Origin of the sequence: Aurantiacibacter marinus, from assembly GCF_001021555.1 — a bacterium.
Taxonomy (GTDB): Bacteria; Pseudomonadota; Alphaproteobacteria; order Sphingomonadales; family Sphingomonadaceae; genus Alteraurantiacibacter; species Alteraurantiacibacter marinus.
Genome location: NZ_LDCP01000001.1, coordinates 643192 through 664862, shown reverse-complemented (window position 1 = coordinate 664862; position 21671 = coordinate 643192). Strand labels below are relative to the sequence as shown.

The following is a 21671-nucleotide window of genomic DNA, read 5'->3' as shown; positions in this document are numbered from 1 at the left end:
GACCGGCGATGTCACGCTTTGGCGTTTTCCCTTGGCGGCAACGGGATGAACCCGGATGTACGGCGGACATACGCAGCAAATTCATCACCATACTTATCCCGCATCCCACTTTCGGTCATGGCCGCGCCCGACCATTTCACGAGCGTGAAGGTGAGAAATATCGGCCCCGCAATGGACCACAGGCCATATATCCATCCGGCCGAAGCGCAGGCCAGCCAGATACCCCACCACACGCAGGCATCGCCGAAATAATTGGGGTGCCTGGTATAGCGCCACAGGCCCTCCATCATCACCTTGCCCTTATTGTCCGGGTCGGCCTTGAAGCGGGCGAGCTGCGCATCGCCAACCCATTCAAAAAACACACCAACCAGCCAGAGTGCGAAACCCAGCCATGCCAGCAGGGGAATGGCCATGCCTCCGCTCGCCAGAATACCAATTTGCGCCGGACTGCTCACCAGCATGATGAGGCCGGCCTGCAGCAGCCACACTTTCCAAAGCGCAGTGATGGCAAAGGCCATGCGGTCATCGGGCGATGGCAGCATTTTGCGATAACGCTCATCTTCGCCATTGCGAAAGAAGCGGGCAAGCAGATGGTAGAACAGGCGGCCGCCCCACACCGCAGTCATCAACAGAATCAGCACCGCCAGATTGCCGGGTGTTTCCACCTGAAAGGCACTCGACACAGCCAGCCCGGCCATAGCGCCACCCCAGATGGAATCGACGAAACTGACTTTGCCGGTAGCCGCCGAAATCAGCCAGAAGACCGCCGCTGCGCCCAGCAGAAATGCGGCATTCGTCAGCAGCGCATCAATCACGCTTGCGGCCCGGATCTTCCACCTCGCCGCGCGCTTGTTTGGCGAGCAGATCGAAGCGGTCGCAATCTGGACGGTGCTGTTGATAGAACGCCGCAAGCTTGGCGAGGTCGGCGTGGAAATCGCCGGTCGTGATCATCGGTTCCCCCAGCCCGCCGCGGCCCGTCTCATGGTTTACCCAGGCAGGCACGATTGGAATGCCTGCACCGTGGGCAATGTGGTAAAACCCGCTGCGCCAGCGCCCGTCTGAAGAGCGGGTGCCTTCGGGCGCGATCACCAGTGCAATATGATCAGCCGCGCCAATCGCCTGGATGACGCTTTGCACATAATTGCCCTTCTTCGATCGGTCCACGGGTATGCCGCCCATGTCATACATGAAGCGAGTCATCGGCCATTTGAACAGCGTGTTCTTGCCGACAAAATTGGGCTTGATGCCCAGTTCACGCACCGCGCCTGCAAAGAATATGAAGTCCCAATTGGTCGTATGCGGCGCACCGATCAGGATATATTTCGGAATGTCAGGCGCGCCGCCTGCCAGCTTGAAGTTTTTCCAGCGGTACAGGCCCCGCAGGATACGCCAGACCAATCTGGAGAGAACAGTGGGGCGCGAAATGTTTGTGGGTTTGGTCAAGAAATGCCCTTGCTAATGCAGCTTCGTGGCACTCTAGCCCTAAGACGAACGCCGTGGGAAGCCGTGGCGTTCATTTAGGGCGGCCAGCAGAGCGTCCTGATCGTTCCCAAAGCCACCTTCTGCGAATACCAACGCGGGCAAGTTCTGGTTCTCCTCACCAATGGCATCGACAATCGCGGTGCGTGGGCGCGGCCAAGGCACGCGGATCACCTCCAGCTTCGCCGCATGCTCGGGGAACATTGCGAGCAGGCCGTCCACTTCGATGCAATCGCGGCAATAGAACTCCGCGCCATCATCACCCGAATAGCTGCGCTCAAGAATGAAAAGGCGATCTTTGGTGTCCATCATCACATCCTGAACACGCCGAATTGCGGACGCTCCGGTATCGGCGCTTCAAGACAGGCCGCAAGGCTGAGGCCGAGCACGTCGCGGGTTTGCACAGGGTCAATCACGCCATCATCCCAAAGCCGTGCAGTGGCATAATAGGGATTGCCCTCGTCTTCGTATTTCTGGCGGATCGGCGCCTTGAATTCCTCTGCCTGCTCCTCGGTCCAGCTGTCCGCGTCGCGGTGGACTGTCGCAAGCACGGATGCGGCCTGTTCGCCGCCCATCACGGAAATGCGCGCGTTGGGCCAGGTGAACATGAAGCGCGGGGAGTATGCCCGCCCGCACATGCCGTAATTGCCCGCGCCGAAACTGCCGCCGATCACCACGGTCAGCTTGGGCACCTGCGCCGTCGCCACTGCGGTCACCAGCTTCGCCCCGTGTTTGGCGATGCCTTCCGCCTCGTATTTCCCGCCGACCATAAAGCCGGAGATGTTCTGCAGGAACAGCAGCGGGATGCCGCGCTGGCACGCCAGCTCGATAAAATGCGCGCCCTTTTGCGCGCTTTCGGAAAACAGCACGCCGTTGTTGGCGAGGATCGCCACGGGCATTCCCCAGATATGTGCGAAACCTGTCACCAGTGTGGAGCCGTATTCGCGCTTGAATTCATGGAACTCGCTGCCATCCACCAGCCGCGCAATCACTTCGTGCACATCGTATGGCGCGCGCACATCATCGGGAATGATGGCGTAGAGGTCGTCGGCGTCGAATTTCGGCGGACGCGGCTCCTTCAACTCCACCTGAGCCTTTGGCGGATTGCCCAGATGGCTGACGATATCGCGCACGATGGTGAGTGCGTGCTCGTCATTCTCTGCCAGATGATCGACCACACCCGATTTCTTCGCATGGAGCGCGCCGCCGCCCAGATCTTCTGCGCTGATTTCCTCACCTGTCGCGGCTTTCACCAGCGGCGGCCCGGCGAGGAAGATGGTGCCCTGTTCGCGCACGATCACGCTTTCATCGGACATGGCAGGGACATAGGCGCCGCCCGCGGTGCAACTGCCCATCACGCAGGCGATCTGCGGGATGCCCTTCGCGGACATATTGGCCTGATTATAGAAGATACGCCCGAAGTGGTCGCGGTCTGGGAAGACTTCTGCCTGAAATGGCAGGTTCGCCCCGCCGCTGTCGACCAGATAGATGCACGGCAGATGGTTCGCCTCTGCAATTTCCTGCGCGCGAAGGTGCTTCTTGACCGTCATCGGATAATAAGCGCCACCCTTCACCGTGGGATCATTGCAGGCGATCATCACCTGCCGGCCCGAGACGCGCCCAATCCCCGCAATCATGCTCGCGCCGCTGACGTCCCCGCCATACATGCCGTTCGCGGCGAGCTGGCCGATTTCCAAAAAAGGCGAGCCCGGATCGAGCAAGCGTTCCACGCGCTCCCGCGGCAACAGCTTGCCCCGCGCCACATGCCGCTCACGGTGCTTTTCGCTGCCGCCGAGCGCGGCCTTGGCAACGTGCTCGCGCAGTTCCTCCGCAAGCTCCTTGTTGTGCGCAAAGCGCGCCTTGGCTTCGGGGCTTTCGCGGTCGAGCGTTGAGGTAAGTACGGGTGCTGTCATATGTCGCAGTTCCTTGATGCCTTACGCGGCGGGTGGCAAGCCCTCGACCATGATCGCCTGGCCCTCGCTGGCGTTGAGGAGATCTTCAGCGATGACGCAAGATTCGGGTGAGGTCGTCCAAGGCTTGGCACAGACTTTGTCCGGAAACTCGATCAGCCGCGAGTGGGTGTGGGTCCGTTCGCCTTCCAAAACATCGGGCTTTTCATCAATGCTCATCAGCTTGCCAGTGAACTTGGCGAAGACCGGCATGAGGGCTGCCTCTTGGCTGTCATGCTTTCGCGAGTGTCGATCGTAAAGCGGGCGTTGCTGGAGGCGGGCAATCAGCGGCGCTCCATATCGTCGGCGGGACTGCGCAGCTCATCAGGCACATTGGTTCCTTCCAGCCAACGACCCTTCATCCATTGCTTCACCGCCGTCTTCGTGTTTTCGGCATAATCCTCTGTATCAAGACCGATCAGCGGAAGGCCGAATTTCCCAGCCTGCTCGGCCAGTGTCGCATCGTTAATCGGCTGGCCATTGCGCACGATATGGCGCGCCAGCTCCAGTTCCTGACCCCAGAAATAAACGCCCTTGGCTCCGATATTCTGCTGCATGCGCAGCGTTTCGTCAGCGCGTCCATCGCTCACCACTTCCAGCCATATATCGGGCATAAGCAGATCGACCGGCGCATCTGGCGTCCATTCAAAGGCGTCACCCTGAACCACGGTGATCTTGTCGCCCAGCCCGTCCGGCAGGCGATCAAACAGGCCGATCCTGCGGTTGAGTTCGATGATTTCTGGATCGCGCTCCACCACCGTTACGCGCTCGATCAGAGGGTGGAAGGCCGTCATCGCGGCCGACCAGCCCATCCCCAGCCCGCAGATAACCGTGTGCCCGCTGGCGTTGTCGATGCCGATCCACTGGCTTTCGACTTCCATCGGGACAAGCGACATCCACACATCGGTGCCGCGCGTGAGCACAGGCATGTTCCAAACCCGCTGCAGGCCGGTGAAATAGCCCATCGCCACAACGAACGGGCAGCGCGTGAGCGCCCAGGACTCGGTCTCCATCGGCTCGTAATAGACAGTCAGCGGATCGCCCTGCCAATCGGGCAGGCTATCGATATCGACATCGGTCAGGTCGGGAATGCCGCTGCGCGGATCCGGCCTTCCGCCAATTTGGTCAACCACGTGCTTTCCCCCTCACCCATTCGTATTTTCGTTGCCTATGCCCCGATCAATTCGCGCCCGATCAGCATCCGCCGGATTTCATTCGTCCCTGCACCGATATCAAGCAACTTCGCATCGCGCAGATAACGCTCCACCGGCCAGTCGGTCGTATATCCCGCGCCGCCCAGTGCCTGTATCGCTTCACCCGCCACGCGGAACGCATTCTCGCTCGACAGTAGGATTGTGCCCGCGGCATCGAAGCGCGTTGTCTGGCCCTTGTCGCAGGCTTTCGCCACAGCATAGGTGTAAGCGCGCGCCGATTGCAGCGCGACATACATGTCCGCCACTTTGGCCTGTATCAGCTGAAAATCACCAATGCGCTTGCCGAACTGGTTGCGCTCGCGGACGTAGGGGATGACCGTGTCGAGGCACGCCTGCATGATGCCCAGCTGCACGCCGGAGAGCACCACGCGTTCGTAATCCAGGCCGCTCATCAACACCTGCACGCCCTTGCCCACTTCGCCCAGCACATTGGCATCGGGAACTTCGCAATCCTCGAACACAAGCTCGCTGGTGGGGGAGCCCTTCATGCCCATTTTCTCGATCTTCTGCCCGCAGGAAAAGCCCGGCATGTCCTTTTCGATCAGGAATGCCGTGATGCCTTTGCTGCCGCCAGTGGCATCTGTCTTGGCATAGACCACCAGTGTTTCGGCATAATGGCCGTTGGTGATCCAGAACTTGGTGCCGTTGAGCACGTACCCTCCCTGAACGCTATCTGCCTTCAGCTTCATGCTGACCACATCCGAACCCGCCCCGGTTTCGCTCATCGCAAGGCTGCCGACATGCTCACCCGATATAAGGCCGGGCAGGTATTTCGCCTTCTGCTCCGCACTGCCCCAGCGCGCGATCTGGTTGACGCACAGATTGGAATGCGCGCCGTAGCTGAGACCGACAGAGGCGCTGGCGCGGCTGACCTCTTCGATGGCGATGGTGTGTTCCAGATAGCCGAGCCCCGTGCCGCCATCATCTTCGCTCACCGTCATGCCGTGCAGGCCCAGCGCGCCCATTTCCGGCCAGAGCTCGATCGGGAACCAGTCCTCTGCGTCAACCTTCGCCGCCAGTGGCGCGATGCGTTCATCGGCGAACCGTCCCACACTGTCGCGGATCATCTGCGCCTCTTCACCAAGGCCGAAATCAAATTCTGGAGTGGCACGCATTGTTCAGGTTCCTTGAATTATTGGCCCTCCAGATAGCAATAGCGTCGGCCAAGGCAAACTTGTTACATCTGCAACCAGCCAAGTCCCCCTTCCAATTGTCACAATCCGGCGCTAAGAATCGCCCATATCGGAATAACTATTTGAATTTGCACAAACCTTCACCTCAGGCCGTCATGCCAGAACCTTCTCCGCAATTTGTGGATGAGGCAGAGCGTCTGCGCGTTCTGGAAAGCTTTAGCCCTGACGCTCTCGATGATGATCCCGAACTGCTCGCGATTGTGCGTTTCGCGGCGAAGCTTTGTCATGTGCCCGTGGCACAGGTTACACTGGTGGAAGAATCTCGCCAGAGGTTTCTCGCTGGTGAAGGACTGGAAGAGCGGGAAACGCCGCGCGAAGTTTCCTTCTGCGCCCATGCGATGAAAACCCCCGAGCTGCTGGAAATACTGGATGCCGAGCGGGATTCGCGGTTCTCCGACAATATCCTTGTCACTGGCCCGCCTGGGGTGCGTTTTTATGCCGGGCAACCGCTGATTTCTGACGAGGGCGCGCCTCTTGGTGCGCTGTGCGTGGTTGATACCGATGTCCATGCTGCCGGCCTTGACGATTTCCAGCGGGAAGGGCTGGCGGTTTTGGCACAGGCTGTGATGCGCCGCCTGAATGCGCGCCGCGCGCATATTACGGCCACTCGCGAGATTGAAGAGCGTGACGAACGGCTTCGCCGCGTGATCGAAGGCGTGCCGCAAATCGCCTGGTCCGCCGATGCAGACGGCAATTTCGATTATTTCAATGCCCGGTGGGAGGAACTGATCGGTTCCAAGCCGCCGAAAGTCGCAGAGGAATGGCGACAATACGTCCACCCGGACGATGCTGAAAATACCTTCAACGGTTGGTATGCCGCGGCTGAAGAAGGTACGGATTTCGAAGCCGAATACCGGATGCTGCACGCAGATGGCAAATATCGCTGGGTGCTTTCGCTTGGCGTTCCGACAGCTGAAACCGCAGGCGAGCCGCTGCGCTGGTTCGGCACGATAACCGACATTCACGAGACAAAGCAGGCGCTGGAAGAGCGTGACATGCTGACCAATGAACTGTCTCACCGGATCAAGAATATTTTCGCGGTCGTCATCAGCCTCGCCACGCTGAAAGTGCGCAAGACGCCGGAACACGAACCCTTCGCCCGCGAATTGACCGGCGTACTGCGCGCGCTTGGACGCGCACATGAATTTGTCCATCCGGGCGCGGGCATCGTCCAGGAAAAGCTGCAAGGCCTGCTTCAAGCTCTATTCGCGCCTTACAACGGCGATGACGACGAACCCCGCGTGGCCATCAGCGGGGTTGATGCGGACATATCTCCGCGCGCGGCGACGCCGCTGGCGCTCGTGTTCCATGAACTCGCAACCAACTCGGCCAAATACGGGGCGCTTTCGGCCGACGAAGGACATGTGACCCTGGCTGTGGAGGATCGCGGAGACGAACTGGCGATTCTCTGGACCGAAAATGGCGGGCCGCCGCCGCAAGATACCGGCAAGACGGGCTTCGGCTCGCGCCTCGTGGAAATGAGTGTGCGCGGGCAGCTGGAAGGCGCGTGGGAACGCCGTTTCGATAAAAGTGGGCTGGTTGTCGCCCTTACCGTCTCCAAAGAGGCAATGGCCCGGTAGCGCTGGATGCCCAGACACTGCGCTTGCTGACAAAAATCAGATGGTAATCATGCCCGCGCCCTGTAATCAAATCATCCGGGATTGAAGCCTACGCCTTCGCCCCAATCAGGATGCGCTAGGCCCATAACCTTGAACAATTCGCCCATTTGATCAGGCGCGGTGAGCCGCTCCGTCGCGCGCATCAACGCTTCCCTGTGCTGCGGGGCGAATTCTGCAAGCGCGGCGGCACGTTGCGTAATGCCAAGCCGGTTCAGCCATTCCCCTTGCGTCGCCGTGCCCAGCACACGGCATCCACGCGAACGGGCAATCTGTTCCATCTGCGCAAAATCGACATGGGCAGACAAGTCAGCTTCGCCGGGCGCATCGAACACTCCCGCCCTCTGATGCTCGCGGACTGCCTGCAGGCTTGAGCCATTGCTGCTGTCGCTGTGGCCATAATCGATGAACAGCGCCGCGCCTTGCTGTTCGGCCAGCCGCCCGGCCACTTCAAACATGATCGTCGCACATGCGGGGCTAGTCTCGATAACCGTTCCCGGCGCAGCATGTCGGCGCGCCTCGGCGACAGCCGAATCCATGGGTTGGCGGCCCGGCACTTCGATGAAATTGCCGGCGGCATCGACGCTGACCATCACTTCACGCCAGCCTTCGTCGGTCATGACCAATTGGCGAACCGGCAGCGCATCGAGAAATTCATTCGCGACAATCAGCACCGGGCCTTTTGTCGGAATGCGTGAAAGATCATGATGATGGATGGCGCCGGGCACGGCAGCCAATTGCGCATCGCGCATCCTCCGCGACGTTTCCACAAGATGCATCTTCGGCGTCAGGCCATACCGCTTCATTGCGCGCTGCGCGTCGGCCGCCAGCGTGCCTTTGCCCGGCCCCAGTTCGACATAATGGACCGGCTCTGTGCGCCCAGCCCTGATCCACATATCAGCCAGCCACAGACCGATCAGTTCACCGAACATCTGGCTGACTTCGGGCGCAGTGATGAAATCGCCGCCTTGGCCGCCAATCGGGCGTTTATCCGCGTAGTAACGTTGGTTTGATTCGCCCATGTAATGCGCCAGGCTGATAGGCCCGGTGGCTGCAATCAGACGGCGGAACGTATCGCCAAGATCGCGTTTGGCGTCTTCGTCGCGCAGGTCGTTCACACGGCCTCCGTATCGATCTCGGGAGGTGCTCCCTTGACCACAGGCCTCGTAGTCGTACCGGATTTTCCGCTTGCAAGTTCACGCCGCGCCAACGCCCAAATGACCAGCGCAATGCCGAGCACGATCATGGGAATTGTAAGCCATTGGCCCATGGAAAGGCCGGTGCGTTCCGCAAATTCGGTCAATTGCGCATCGGGCTGGCGGAAGAATTCGACCGCAAAGCGCGCAGCGGCAATGGTGACGGTAAATACGCCGACCATAAGGCCGGGGCGGAAGCGCGCGCGGGTGAACCAGAAAAGGCACAGCATGACGACCAGCACCAGAAACCCTTCGCCGGCGGCCTGATAAAGCTGGCTCGGATGACGGGCAACTTCACCGCCTGTCGGGAAGACCATCGCCCACGGAACATCGGATTCGACCGGACGGCCCCACAGCTCGCCATTGATGAAGTTTGCCAGCCGGCCCAGCATCATGCCCATGCCGACATTGACGCTGATATAATCGCATACGCGCAGGAACGGCAGGCCGCCGCGCCAGCTTACCCAGCCGATCGCCACGACAACGCCGACCAAGCCTCCGTGGAAGCTCATCCCGCCATCCCACAGTCGCAGGACACGCCAGGAAATGAAGCTATCCGGATCAAACGTGGTCCACAGCGATGGTTCGTAGAATGTCGCGTAGCCCAGCCGTCCGCCAAGGATGACGCCCAGCGTGCAGTAGAAGAACAGATCATCCACATGCAGCTGCCCCATCGGCGCACCGGGCTGCTTGATCATCTTCGAAAGATGCCAATAGGCGAAAATGATCCCCGCCAGATAAGCGAGCGAGTAATATTTCAGCTCAAAAAATCCAAGGTCGATGCTTGGGCTAAGGCCCAGCCCGCTAAATCGGATTGCTTCGCTCGCTGCTGTAGTCAGCATGTCCAGCATTGCTTGCGTTCCCTACCTGTCTGGCCGGCGCGTTTGCAGCACTAAAGCCCGGTTCGGCTCGCGCTTTGGCATACAGCGGGCCTTGGCGAAAGCCCTCCTTCGCCGGGACGAAGCAATCCGGGCTTTGCATCCCCCGCACCAAACGCCTATTTCCTGTCGGCATGAGCCTTCCCCGCATTCCCAAACAGCGCAAAATCATTGGCCGCCGGCGCTTGTCCGCAACGATTGCCGGAATCGTTGCCGAAAAAGGCGCCCAGGCAGGGCGGCAGGATATTGTCGAGGCTCTGCGCACTGCGCTGGCCGATGGCCGTAAGGAATTGACGCACAGGCTTTCCAGGAAACCAGGCGCAGGGCATGAACATGCCAATGGTCAGGCGTTCCTGATCGATCAGCTGATCCGCGTGATCCACGATCATGTGCTGGAAGATGTCTATCCGGTGGGCAACAGGTCGAGCGGAGAACGGATCGCGCTGCTGGCGGTGGGCGGATATGGCCGCGGCGAAATGGCGCCGTTTTCCGATGTCGATCTGGCTTTCATCACACCTGACAAGCCGACCAGCTGGTGCGAACAGGTGATCGAGGCAATCCTGTATTATCTGTGGGATCTCAATTTGCAGGTCGGGCATTCGACCCGTTCGTTGGCAGAGGCCGCACGCATGGCCAAATCGGACCTCACCATTCGCACAGCCTTGCTGGAAGCGCGGTTTTTGTGGGGCGATCAGGATGTGTATGACGCTGCCAGCGCGCAGTTCTGGAATGAAGTGGTTTCCGGCTCGGAAGCGGCATTTGTGCAGGAAAAGCTGGCCGAGAGAAACGCGCGGCACAAACGCATGGGCGATTCGCGTTACGTGGTGGAACCCAATGTAAAGGACGGCAAGGGCGGCCTGCGCGATCTGCAAACGCTGTACTGGATGGGCAAATATGTTCACCGCGTTCGCAGCGCTGCAGAACTGGTCGAAAAAGGCCTGTTTACGGACAAGGAATATCGCAGCTTCCGCCGCGCCGAAAGCTTCCTGCTGGCCGTACGCGCGCACCTGCACACCATCTCCGGACGGGGCGAAGACCGGCTGACATTCGATCTGCAACGCGAAGTCGCAGCGCGGATGAATTATGCTGACAGGCCTGGCAAAAGCGCGGTCGAACGCTTCATGCAATTCTACTTCCTGCAAGCCAAGCACGTCGGCCATCTGACCGGCGTGTTTCTGGCGCATATGGAAGATCATACCGCGCAGACCAGCCGCGTGGCGAATTTCTTTTCGGGCATGTGGCCCGGGAAATCGCGCAAGGTTGATGGCTATCTGGTGGAAGACGATGTGATCGCCGCGCCGTCAGACGACTGGTTCCAGCAAGACCCGGTACGGCTGATCGAAATATTCACAGTGGCAGAACGTGAAGGGCTGGAAATCCATCCCGGCACCATTCGCATTGCCCGCCGTGATGCTGCATTGATTACCGCCAAGGTACGCAAGGATGAACGCGCCAATGCGCTATTCATGGATGTGCTTGCCGGCCGCAACAATCCTGAAAACGTGCTGCGCTGGATGAATGAAGCCGGCGTGTTCGGTCGCTTCGTGCCGGATTTCGGCAAGGTCAATGCGCAGATGCAATTCGATATGTATCACCACTACACCGTGGATGAACACACGATCCGCGCCATCGGCCTGGTCAGCGCGATTGAACGCGGTGCCTTGCCGGAGGATCACCCGCTGGCAACGGACATCCTGCCCAAACTGGCCCACCGCAAGGTTATCTATGTGGCCACCTTGCTGCATGATATCGCCAAGGGACGCGGCGGCGATCATTCGGTGCTGGGGGCGGACGTGGCGCGCAAATTGTGCCCGAGGCTCGGCATGGACGAAAAGGAGACCGAGCTGACCGCATGGCTGGTTCGCTATCACCTGTTGATGAGCGCGACTGCGTTCAAACGCGACCTTTCCGATCCCAAAACGATCTCCGATTTCGTGGCTGAAGTGCAAAGCCTGGAACGCCTGCGACTGCTCACCGTGCTGACAATCGTCGATATTCGCGCCGTCGGCCCCGGCATCTGGAACAGCTGGAAACGGCAGTTGCTGGCAGATCTGTTCGAAGCCGCGCAGGAAATGCTGCGGCTGGGACACAAATCGCACGGGCGCCCTCAACGCATCGCCGCCAAGAAGGCGCAAGTGGCACAATTGCTGGGCAAACAGGCATCGCTGGTCGATGATCTGGCAGAAATGTTTGGCGACACTTACTGGATCGCTGAACCCGAAGACGTGATCGCCATCAACCTGCCGCATTATGCCGCGGCAATAGAGGCGCAGCATTCGCTTTCGATCCACACCGAATATTACGAAGCGCTGGGATCAACACTGGTCACCGTGATCGCGGACGATCATCCGGGCCTGTTCTTCCGCATTGCCGGCGCCATCCACCTTGCAGGCGGCAATATCATCGACGCGCGCATCCATACCAACCGGATGGGCAAGGCTGTCGACAATTTCCTGGTGCAAAATCCGATGGGTCAGCCATTCAGCGAAGCGGCGCAGCTGCAGCGACTGAAAAAGGGCATCGAGGATGCGCTGGCCAATCGCATCGATATGGTGCCGAGCCTTGAAAAACGGCCCCTAAAGCAGATGCGGGCGGAAAATTTCCGGATCACGGCCAATGTCGAATTCGATAACGACGCATCGAACCGCTTCACGGTGATTGAAGTGAACGCAACCGACCGGCCCGCTTTGCTCAACCGCCTGACCCGCGCCCTGTTTGAACAAAGCCTGCTTATCAATTCAGCACATATCACCCATTACGGAGAACGCGCGGTCGATACATTTTACGTGACCGATCTGCTCGGCATGAAACTGGATTCAGCAAACCGTATGGCCAAGGTGGAGCGCGCCCTGCTTGATGCTATCGCTGCGGGTGAACGTGAACTGGCGCAGGCCGCGGAATAGAAAGCGGCTGCACAGCCCTTTGCGGATCTATTTGTAGGTCGCGAGGATGTGTTCGAAAACATAGCTGCTGATGGGCGTTATGAAGCGGCAGCCAGCTGTATCCATTTTTGACCAGCAAACCTCAGCCTGCAACATTTGAATGCCACCGAAGCGCACATAGACGGGCGTACCGCGCGTCGGCATGTCGAGAAGCGTAACCTGGAAACCACCCGGCGTAAGGTCGGCCAGCCGTGTCTTGCGCCAGCAACGCGTTCCCACACGAATTTCGCATTGCAGATCAACCTGCGCCCGCCCATTGTCGCGGCGCTGCTCGTCATCTCCGGCCTTCAGGCTATCGTGATACATACCGGCGTCCTGCATGATGGAATGTTAACCTTGCTGATGCTTGCTACGGGCTGATTGCCAACAGCTATATGCCTGCAGTGTTAACTTTTGGTATTGCCGGGACCAAGGCTATGCCCAGGCCTTCGGATCACTGGACGCGGGCCACGCGCAGATAGCCTGTCCGCCCTTCAAAGCGCATTTCATAGGCGCCGCTCCAATGCCGGGTAATCGTGGCCGTCCAACCTTCGCGGATACGGTTGCGCAAGGTGGAGCCGGATATCTCGCGCCAAAGCTGGCCATTGTCCATCAACAGGACCTGCGACCGCAGCGCGCCTTGCAACACCTCGGATACCGTTGCCGTGATCGAGGCGTCAGGATCCCGGGTCCGTTCCAGCACAGCATCTTCATCGCGGAAACCGAACACTTCTGCGCGCTCCTCCTCTGCCCGCACTGCACGTTCGGCAATGACAACGCGCTGGCGGGCATAGGTGTTATCGAAACATTCCAGCCGCTCTGCGCTGTCTTCGATTGCGGCGCATTCGCCGTAGGGGTCGTCCGCGGCATCCTGCGCGTTGGCAGGCACAGCCAGCGCCGCGAGGATCGGACTAGCAAGGATGATGGCAAAACGGGTCATGGGCGTAATATTCCAATCGAGGTGCAATATGCAGCTTTTGGCGCGGAGCGCGCCCTTACGTCAACTCCTCGCTATTGCGCGCCGCGTGTCCCGAATAGCGCAGTGCCAACGCGGATATGTGTTGCGCCCAGCATGATCGCGTTGGGGAAATCACCGCTCATGCCCATGCTGCGCCCTGCCAGACCGTGATCGTCCGCCAGCTTTGCCAGCAGTGCGAAATAAGGCACCGGCTCGATTCCGAACGGCGGCACGCACATCAGGCCAGCGATCGGAATGTCGGCACTGCGAGCCTTGTCCAGCAATGCAGGCAGATCGGCAATCGCGCAGCCGCCCTTCTGGTCCTCCGCCCCGATATTGACCTGCACGAAGCACGGCACTTGCCGGCCTGCCTTGTCGAATGCCTTCGCCAGCGCTTTTACCAGGCTGGGCCGGTCCAGCGAGTGGATATAATCGAACAGCGCCGCTGCCTCTTCCGCCTTGTTGGACTGCAATTGGCCAATCAAATGGAGCTCAATATCTGGCGTTTGCTCCCGCAGCCCCGGCCATTTGCCTTCGGCTTCCTGCACCCGGTTTTCGCCAAACACCCGCTGCCCGGCAGCGATCAGCGGGGCGATATGCTCTGCCGGATGCGTTTTGCTGACAGCAATCAACGTGACCTCTTCGGCCTTGCGCCGCGCGATCTTGCACGCCTTGGCGATTTCGGCATTTACGTCCGCGAGTCGGGCGGCCGGTGTATCGGCGTGTGCGGTGGCAGTGGTGTTCTTGCTCATGCCCGCGCTATAGCTGCCGGATGAATGGAGGAAACCCCCTGCCGGATATGTGGCTGCTTTCGGATGAGCGGAACGCGCAGACGCTAGGCCGTATTCTCCGCTCTTTCAGCAAACAGATCGCATTCGTTTACCGCCATTATCACCTGCCGCCGTCCGAACGATATGCCGAATTCCGCAAACTCAGCCGTATCGCCAGAGCCGAAGGGCACTGGGTAATCCTGTCGGACAGCGCCTTGACCGCGCGCGAATGGGGGGCGGACGGAATTTATGGCGCACCGCTGTCGCTCTATCCGCGCCGCCGCGAACTGCTCCAGATCGCCACCGCGCACAATATGCGCGAAATAGCGCAGGCGAACCTGAGCGGAGCAGACGCAGTAATGCTATCGCCCGTATTCCCTACGCGATCTCACCCCGGAGCCAGGACATTGGGGTCAAACCGCTGGCACACACTGGCGCGCCATGCAAAAATGCCCGTAATCGCGCTAGGCGGGATGAATTTGGAAGCGGCGTGGCGATTGAAGTCCCCTCGTTGGGCCGCAATTGATGGCCTAAGCCAATCCGACTAAAGGTCGGCAAGGGCAACCGCCCGCCCGCAGCGGGGGCAGCTTGCCTGCCCGTCTTGCGAGGACGAAGCCGCGGATACGGCTTCATGAGACAAACAATTTGACCCCCGAGTCCCTCTGTGGGATTCTCCGCGCCGGGACGCATCGCAAGGGGATATCTCATGGCCACGAAGGCCAACCAAAACGCGGATTGGAAAGCCGCCTTTCGTCGCTCGCTGGCGCGCAGCGCGCAGCTTACGGGCGCGGTGCTGCTGTATGCCTTCACCGCATTCCTCGCGATTGCCCTCCTCAGCCATAGCCAGACAGATCCCTCGCTTTCCACCGCAGCGGGCGATGTGGTGGACAACTGGATGGGCAAGCCCGGCGCATTCGTCGCCGATCTGGCCCTCACCGCGTTTGGCTGGGTTTCGGTCCTGTTCCTGCCGCTGACCTATGTTGTTGCGCGCAAACTGTGGCGCGATGCCGATGAAGAAGAACATTGGGGCGGCCAGTGGTGGCGCACTGTTGGCCTGTTGCTGATCGCGATGACGCTGTTGTCGACCACGCTCTCGCTCGTAACAGATTCGCGTGAGCACAGTTGGCCTGCCGGATTTGGCGGGTTGACCGGTCTTCTGGGCGAAGGCGGCATTCGCGCAATTGCCGGCCTGGTCCCGGAAGCCGGGCAGTTCTGGACCATTCTGGCGGGCGGGCTCATTTCGCTGGTCGGCGGCGCACTGCTGGCAGGCCGCGTTTTCGCAATCGACTGGGCCACGTTGCTGACGTTGCCCGAATGGATCAGAAATCCGCCGCAGCTGTTCAAATCTTCCAATCCGTTCAAGGACGAGACAACGCGCAAGCAGCGCCGCCGCCCGGATGCACAGGCAGATGACGGCGATGATGGCAACAGCCCCTCTGACGGGACTGCGGCAATGGCAGGTTCGCCTTTCGACAAGCGCCGTCCGCCAGAAATCAGCGATGCCGCCAGCCCGCCCCAGCGCGCGAAGTCGGCGGCAAAGGTCTCGCAGAAAGATCTGTTCGCCGAATATGATCTGCCGACGGTCGATCTGCTGGAAGATGGGCCCACCAATCAGGCCCCGCCACTGGACAAGCTGGCGCTGGAACGCAACGCACGCCTGCTCGAAACCGTGCTCGATGATTTCAACGTCAAAGGTGAAATCACGGCGGTCAAGACCGGACCAGTGGTCACCATGTATGAACTGGAGCCCGCACCGGGCATCAAGGCCAGCCGCGTGATCGGCCTTGCCGAAGACATTGCCCGCAATATGAGCGCGATCAGCGCGCGCGTCGCTCCCATTCCGGGCAAGACGGTCATGGGCATCGAATTGCCCAATGCCGACCGGCAGATGGTCAATTTCAAAGAGATGGTCGCTTCCGAAGCCTTCGTCAGTTCGAAGGGCGGCCTGCCGATCATTCTGGGCAAGGGTATTTCCGGCGAACCAATTGTCGCCGACCTTGCGGCCATGCCGCATTTGCTGGTGGCCGGTACTACCGGATCGGGCAAATCTGTCGGCCTCAACGCCATCCTGCTCAGCCTGCTGTACCGCTTTACACCCGCCGAGTGCCGCCTGATCCTGATCGATCCCAAAGTGCTGGAGCTGAAAAGCTACGACGACATCCCGCATCTGCTCGCCCCCGTGGTGACAGAGCCGCACAAATCAGTCCGGTCGTTGAAGTGGGCGGTCGAGGAGATGGAACGCCGCTACCGGATGATGAGCGAAATCGGTGCGCGTAACCTTGGCGGCTTCAATGAACGCGTCGCCGCCGCTTCGGCCAAGGGCAAGCCGCTGAAACGCACGGTGCAAACAGGCTACGACCCCGAGACGGGCGAAGCCGTGGTCGAGGAAAAGGAGCTCGATTACGAAGTCCTGCCCCAGATCGTGCTGATCGTGGACGAGCTGGCCGATCTGATGGTCACCGTCGGCAAGGAAATCGAAGTGCTGATCCAGCGGCTTGCCCAAAAGAGCCGGGCGGCAGGCATTCACCTGATCATGGCGACGCAGCGCCCGTCCGTCGATGTCATCACCGGCGTTATCAAGGCCAACTTGCCGACCCGCATCAGCTTCAACGTCACCAGCCGCATCGACAGCCGCACCATTCTTGGCGAGCAGGGCGCGGAACAGTTGCTGGGCAAGGGTGATATGCTGTTCAAACCCAACACTGGTCCGCTGAAGCGCGTTCATGGACCTTTTGTGTCCGATGAAGAAGTTGAGAGGGTGGCGGAACACTGGCGCGCGCAGGGTTCACCCGCCTATGTCGACAGCGTCACCGAGGAACCGGAAGATGGTGGTTATAACTTCGAAGATGAATTAACCGCATCGGATAATCCGGAAGAGCGCAAATACCGCCAGGCGTGCCAGATCGTTATCGAAAACCAGAAGGCCAGCGGCAGCTGGCTCCAGCGTCAAATGGGCGTGGGTTACAACACCGCCGCCAAGCTGATCGAACGGATGGAGGAAGATGGCATCGTCGGCCCCGCCAACCACGTAGGCAGGCGCGAAATCTACCGCGACCGGGACGGCAATCCACTGTAGCCGAACGCCCGATAACCTGCTTTAACCGCGTCCGATGAACGATGAAGCCTCGCCGCAAAAGAAAAAGCCCACCAAATTGAGAACCGTCGGGTGGCGGGAACTGGTCGACCTGCCTCATCTGGGCCTTACCGGCGTGCCGGCGAAAATAGACACTGGCGCACGCACGTCCTCTCTCCATGCTACCGTTTTGGAAGAGTTCGAGCGCGATGGAGAACGCTTCGTTCGATTCGCGGTCGATTTCGGTCCGCACAATGAACGTCATATCTGCGAGGCCATCCATATCGACATGCGCGGGATCACCAGCTCCAACGGGGAAACCCAGGAACGGATGATCATCAAGACACCGCTCAAGATCGGCACGCTGACCTTTCGCGCGGAAATCAGTCTGGCTGACCGGTCGGACATGCGCTTTCCGATGCTGATCGGGCGATCCTCACTCAGGCGGCGATTTGCCGTCGATTCTGGCCATTCCTGGCTACAGACACCCGGCGGAAAACCGGACAAAGGACAAATTCCATGAAAATTGCAATGCTCGCACGCAATCCCAACCTGTATTCGCACAAGCGCCTCGTCGCCGCCGCCAAAGAACGCGGGCACACTCTCGATATTCTCAACACCACTCGCTGCACCGTGAATATCGCCAGCCATCGGCCTACGGTGATGTACAAGGGCGAAACGCTGAACGGATACGAAGCGGTCATTCCGCGCATCGGCGCCTCCATTACCGCGTATGGTCTGGCCGTGCTTCGCCAGTTCGAAATGGGCGGCGTCTGGTCACTGAATGAAAGCGTTGCCATCGGGCGTAGCCGGGACAAGCTGCGTTCCACCCAGATTATGGCGAAATACGGCCTCGGCCTGCCACTAACGGCCTATGCCAACGATCCCAAGCAGGCAGAAGCCATCATCAAGGCGGTGAATGGCCCCCCGGTGGTGATCAAGCTGCTGGAAGGTACACAGGGCATCGGCGTTGTGCTCGCTGAAACACTCAAGGGCGGCGCCTCCATCATCGAGGCATTCCGCGGCGCGAATATCGCCATCATGGTGCAGGAATTCATCAAGGAAGCAGGCGGGTCGGACATTCGCTGCCTGGTGGTCGGCGGCAAGGTGGTCGCGGCAATGAAACGGCAGGGTGCAGAAGGCGAATTTCGCAGCAACCTCCACCGCGGGGGCAGCGCACAGCTCATCAAGATCACTCCCGAAGAACGCAGCACCGCAGTTCGCGCGGCCAAGGCAATGGGCCTGAATGTCTGCGGCGTGGACCTGCTGCGAAGCAATCATGGCCCGGTGATCATGGAAGTAAACTCGTCTCCTGGCCTCGAAGGTATCGAAAATGCTACCGGCAAGGATATTGCTGGAATGATTATCGAATTTATCGAAGGCAATGCAAAAGTCGGTAAAACGCAGACACGCGGCAAGGGATAAACCGGAAGGCCGATGGCCCAAGGTTTCGGTTTTACAGTTAGCAATTCGTAAACCAGCATCTGCGTAATACCCCTGAACATGTTCGGGGATAAACTTCTTTGCGTCTTGAAGGCGTTGCGCATGGCGGCCTGTACCGGGCTCGCCATCGGTTTCGCGCATGCGCCGGCCACGGCTCAGGATGCGCAGCAGAATTGGTCACTTGACCCGTTTGGCCGTGTCGAGCTTGGAATTGTGCTATCCGAAAGCGAAGACCGCGATGATGAACTGATCATCAATGGTGATGGCGGTTATCTGCGCGGCCAGATCGGTGTCACGTTCGGCAATGAAAAAACCGAAGTAAGGCTTGAGGCGGACCGCATCGAAGTGGAACGCTTCGGATCTGCCACCGGCCGAGACAGCTTCAACCGGGATCGTCTGACAGCAGGCATCACGCAAAAGCTGGACGATGACTGGGAAGTGGAGCTTCGCGGACGGATCTATGATGATCTGGTGACCGTGGAATCAAGCGATACGGATGAAACACAGGTTTCCGCCCGCGTTGAATTCGAACCTGAAAGCGCGCACCGTTTCACTCTGCGTGGCACCTGGCGAGACCGCGAATATGACGATGGCGACGGTCCCGGAGGCGCTTCATCCAAGGGTGAAGGCGCGCGGGTCGATTTCGAATATCGCCACCGTCTGGGCCGCTACCATTACATCAACTTCGATTTGCGCGCCGAAGAGATCACCTCGGATAATCCGCTGCGCGGCTACTCACGCGAGTCTGCAAGCATATCGTACACCCGCCCCATCACATCCGATCTGCGCGTGCGCCCTGCACTGGAACTGCGCCAGACCAGTTTCGACGGACGCCTTTTGCCGGGGTCTGCACCGCGAGAAGATACGCAAATCGTCCCCGAGGTCGAACTGCTGTGGTGGACCGGCAATTGGCGCGCTGAAGCAGAGGCCAAGTATATCTTTGCTAACAGCAATGATCCGGTGCGTGACCGCGAAGGGTATCGTTTCAGCGTGAGCCTCGGTTATGTCTTTTAGAGGTTTGCGCAAATGGCGGCTCAGCCGCTGGCGTAAATTGCGACGAGTGCTGACCAAGGCTACGCCGCAGATCAGGGCGCCAGCCTACATCGGCGCTGCCGTTTTTGGCGTGATTGGCCTGCTTGCCGTTCTCGGCATCGCCAACACCCAACAGCTTTTCTATATGCCGCAATCGCTTGGCGAACAGGCGGTTTCCTATGCTGTTTGGGGAATGAAACCGTCAAACCTGCTGATGGCCTTGCCCATTGGCGCATTCCTGGTGGTGCTTGCCCGGAGTTTTGTCGGCATGAAAGCGTTCGGCCTGTTTACGCCGATGCTGATTGCCATAGCCTTCTTGCAAATCGGCCCGATTTTCGGTCCGCTGGTGCTGATATCGGCGGTCGGGGTCGGCATGCTTGCCGCGCCGACGCTGCTCAAATTGCGCATGACGCGTGTGGGCTTTCTGGGCGTGCTGATCAGCTTCGTCGTGTTTGTGCTGGCCGGGCTGCAGGTGGCCTTCGACACCGAATTGCAGGTTGACGCATTCCCCGTTGTGGTGACGGCGCTGGTGGTGGAACGCTGGTATCGCCAGTGGGAAAAGGACGGCGCAAAGGAAGCCTTTCATATCGCCATGAGCACGTTCTTGCTCGCGCTGATCATACAATTCGTGATGGTGAGCCGGGTGGCGCTGACCCTGATTGAAATTTCGCCCTTGGTGCTGCCCGGATTTGCCGGGCTCGCGATTGCCCTGCTGGGCCGATATCGCGGCCTGCGCCTGTCTGAACTCAAACGGTTTGCACCCATCTGGCTCGAAGGAATACGAAATGCCAAGGCTGCCGCAACTCTTGACCAACGCGCTGAAGCCGCCCTTGATATCGAAGGCAACAGCGATACCGGAATCCTCCCGCAATTTGATCTCCCGGTTCTCCCGCAACCGCGCTTCGGCGGCGGCTGGGACGCGGGGCCAAGACCTGCGCTCGCAAATTCCCCAGGCAGGGCACATCGACGAGATACTCGGGATCAATCTGCGCAATTCGATTATCGCGAAATACAATCCGCGCTGGGCAATCGAACAGGCGCGCGACAAAGTGGCGGCGAAAGTGGCCCTGAACGCTGGCGGCGTCGTAACTACCGGCACGGTATGCGTAATCTCCAGCTATGGGGATCTGCTTGATTTCGATCCCTTGCGCGATTTGCCGGACAGTTGGGCGATAAAGCCGGCTCGCGGCAGTCAGGGTGACGGCATTTTGCTGGCAGTGCGCCGTGAAGCGAACAATTGGTACAAGGGATCAGGCGGAAAGCTGACTCCGGCAGATGTCATGAACCACCTGCGGCGCATCGTGGATGGCGGCTTTTCGGGTGATACAGCTGCCGAAGATGCGGCGCTGATCGAACCGCTTATCCGACCGGACAAGCGCATTGCAGGGCTGGTGCCGGAAGGCCTGCCCGACGTGCGCGTGATATCTTTGCGCGAACACCCGCTGATGGCGATGATGCGCCTTCCCACCAATGCCTCCGACGGCAAAGCCAACCTTCACCAACGCGCCATCGGTGCTGCGGTGGACATTGAAACAGGCATCATTACGCGGGCCATGGTGGTCGGCGAGGTCATTACGCATCATCCTGATACCGGCGCAAAGCTGATCGGGCACCAATTGCCGGAATGGGACACGGTACTGGAAATGAGTTCCAGGTGCAGCGCCGCCATCGGCCTTGGTTATTTGGGCGTCGATATCATTCTGGATGAAAACGACGGACCGATGATTCTGGAGGTGAACGCGCACCCGGGTATCGAAATCCAGAACATCAATCAGAAGGGCCTGCGCCGTGCGATGGCGCTGGCGGGTGAGAGGTTCAACTGATCCGACGCCACAGGCAAAGGGTTACGTTGACCCTGCATTTGGATAGGCCCCGTAATACGCAGCCCTATGTAAGAGCGCGCTTTTTGGAGATTTCCTGTCCGATAGCCACTGTTGCAGTGACTGCCC

At 59.6% G+C, this 21671-nt stretch carries 21 protein-coding genes; 9 read left to right on the top strand and 12 right to left on the bottom strand.

Annotation, left to right across the window (positions count from 1 at the left end; translation table 11 throughout):
- Positions 1-11: 11 nt before the first annotated feature.
- The 7 genes from AB731_RS03270 to AB731_RS03240 form a co-directional block, all read right to left on the bottom strand.
- The gene (locus AB731_RS03270) at positions 12-815 is read right to left on the bottom strand and encodes a DUF1295 domain-containing protein (RefSeq protein WP_052768869.1); all 804 of its coding nucleotides are present in this window, start codon (positions 813-815) and stop codon (positions 12-14) included.
- Positions 808-1443 carry a 1-acyl-sn-glycerol-3-phosphate acyltransferase gene (locus AB731_RS03265; protein WP_047092431.1) on the bottom strand — a complete coding sequence of 212 codons (636 nt, stop codon included), beginning with the start codon at positions 1441-1443 and terminating at the stop codon, positions 808-810. The genes AB731_RS03270 and AB731_RS03265 overlap by 8 nt, the downstream gene beginning before the upstream one ends.
- Positions 1444-1482: 39 nt before the next feature.
- On the bottom strand, positions 1483-1791 hold the full coding sequence (locus AB731_RS03260; protein WP_052768870.1) for a DUF3088 family protein: 309 nt from the start codon (positions 1789-1791) through the stop codon (positions 1483-1485).
- Positions 1791-3392 (bottom strand): carboxyl transferase domain-containing protein, encoded by a 1602-nt coding sequence (locus AB731_RS03255; protein ID WP_047092432.1) that lies wholly within the window; start codon positions 3390-3392, stop codon positions 1791-1793. Before AB731_RS03255 ends, AB731_RS03260 begins: the two co-directional genes overlap by 1 nt.
- Before the next feature lie 21 nt (positions 3393-3413).
- Positions 3414-3641: a DUF1330 domain-containing protein gene (locus tag AB731_RS13550; protein ID WP_052768871.1), complete on the bottom strand. Its 228-nt coding sequence runs from the start codon at positions 3639-3641 to the stop codon at positions 3414-3416.
- Positions 3642-3712: 71 nt separating this feature from the next.
- Complete coding sequence (locus AB731_RS03245; protein ID WP_052768872.1) at positions 3713-4561, bottom strand: hypothetical protein; 849 nt, start codon at positions 4559-4561, stop codon at positions 3713-3715.
- Positions 4562-4596: 35 nt separating this feature from the next.
- A complete protein-coding gene (locus AB731_RS03240; RefSeq protein WP_047092433.1) occupies positions 4597-5757 on the bottom strand; it encodes an isovaleryl-CoA dehydrogenase in 1161 nt (386 codons plus the stop codon).
- 173 nt (positions 5758-5930) lie between these two features.
- Between AB731_RS03240 and AB731_RS03235 the strand changes: the two genes are divergently transcribed.
- Complete coding sequence (locus tag AB731_RS03235) at positions 5931-7415, top strand: PAS domain-containing protein (RefSeq protein ID WP_047092434.1); 1485 nt, start codon at positions 5931-5933, stop codon at positions 7413-7415.
- Between the two features lie 71 nt (positions 7416-7486).
- Here AB731_RS03235 and AB731_RS03230 read toward each other — a convergent pair whose 3' ends face one another.
- Entirely contained in the window at positions 7487-8569 is a 1083-nt protein-coding gene (locus tag AB731_RS03230) for a class I SAM-dependent methyltransferase (RefSeq protein WP_047092435.1), read from the bottom strand.
- On the bottom strand, positions 8566-9498 hold the full coding sequence (lgt, locus tag AB731_RS03225; RefSeq protein ID WP_052768873.1) for a prolipoprotein diacylglyceryl transferase: 933 nt from the start codon (positions 9496-9498) through the stop codon (positions 8566-8568). The genes AB731_RS03230 and lgt overlap by 4 nt, the downstream gene beginning before the upstream one ends.
- A gap of 161 nt (positions 9499-9659) precedes the next feature.
- On the opposite strand from lgt, the gene AB731_RS03220 reads away from it, so the two are divergent.
- Complete coding sequence (locus tag AB731_RS03220; protein WP_047092436.1) at positions 9660-12428, top strand: [protein-PII] uridylyltransferase; 2769 nt, start codon at positions 9660-9662, stop codon at positions 12426-12428.
- A gap of 27 nt (positions 12429-12455) precedes the next feature.
- Here the strand turns inward: AB731_RS03220 and AB731_RS03215 are convergent, their stop codons facing one another.
- From AB731_RS03215 to AB731_RS03205, 3 genes are all read right to left on the bottom strand, one after another.
- Positions 12456-12788, bottom strand: a complete 333-nt coding sequence (locus tag AB731_RS03215; protein WP_052768874.1) for a PilZ domain-containing protein — start codon at positions 12786-12788, stop codon at positions 12456-12458.
- Between the two features lie 112 nt (positions 12789-12900).
- On the bottom strand, positions 12901-13386 hold the full coding sequence (locus tag AB731_RS03210; protein ID WP_047092437.1) for a hypothetical protein: 486 nt from the start codon (positions 13384-13386) through the stop codon (positions 12901-12903).
- A gap of 71 nt (positions 13387-13457) precedes the next feature.
- Positions 13458-14156 carry a YggS family pyridoxal phosphate-dependent enzyme gene (locus AB731_RS03205; RefSeq protein ID WP_047092438.1) on the bottom strand — a complete coding sequence of 233 codons (699 nt, stop codon included), beginning with the start codon at positions 14154-14156 and terminating at the stop codon, positions 13458-13460.
- A 47-nt stretch (positions 14157-14203) separates the two neighbouring features.
- Between AB731_RS03205 and AB731_RS03200 the strand changes: the two genes are divergently transcribed.
- The 7 genes from AB731_RS03200 to AB731_RS03170 all read left to right on the top strand — a co-directional run bounded on the left by AB731_RS03200 (position 14204) and on the right by AB731_RS03170 (position 21545).
- On the top strand, positions 14204-14722 hold the full coding sequence (locus AB731_RS03200; protein ID WP_231638821.1) for a thiamine phosphate synthase: 519 nt from the start codon (positions 14204-14206) through the stop codon (positions 14720-14722).
- A gap of 158 nt (positions 14723-14880) precedes the next feature.
- The gene (locus AB731_RS03195) at positions 14881-17250 is read left to right on the top strand and encodes an FtsK/SpoIIIE family DNA translocase (RefSeq protein WP_047092440.1); all 2370 of its coding nucleotides are present in this window, start codon (positions 14881-14883) and stop codon (positions 17248-17250) included.
- Positions 17251-17284: 34 nt separating this feature from the next.
- Positions 17285-17770, top strand: coding sequence for an ATP-dependent zinc protease family protein (locus AB731_RS03190; RefSeq protein ID WP_047092441.1), 486 nt, complete (start codon positions 17285-17287; stop codon positions 17768-17770).
- Entirely contained in the window at positions 17767-18672 is a 906-nt protein-coding gene (gene rimK, locus AB731_RS03185) for a 30S ribosomal protein S6--L-glutamate ligase (protein ID WP_047092442.1), read from the top strand. Before AB731_RS03190 ends, rimK begins: the two co-directional genes overlap by 4 nt.
- A 120-nt stretch (positions 18673-18792) precedes the next feature.
- The gene (locus tag AB731_RS03180; RefSeq protein WP_156167339.1) at positions 18793-19704 is read left to right on the top strand and encodes a hypothetical protein; all 912 of its coding nucleotides are present in this window, start codon (positions 18793-18795) and stop codon (positions 19702-19704) included.
- The gene (locus AB731_RS13545) at positions 19694-20857 is read left to right on the top strand and encodes a 7TM domain-containing protein (protein WP_156167338.1); all 1164 of its coding nucleotides are present in this window, start codon (positions 19694-19696) and stop codon (positions 20855-20857) included. The genes AB731_RS03180 and AB731_RS13545 overlap by 11 nt, the downstream gene beginning before the upstream one ends.
- The gene (locus AB731_RS03170; RefSeq protein ID WP_231638820.1) at positions 20772-21545 is read left to right on the top strand and encodes a sugar-transfer associated ATP-grasp domain-containing protein; all 774 of its coding nucleotides are present in this window, start codon (positions 20772-20774) and stop codon (positions 21543-21545) included. The genes AB731_RS13545 and AB731_RS03170 overlap by 86 nt, the downstream gene beginning before the upstream one ends.
- Positions 21546-21671: the final 126 nt, after the last annotated feature.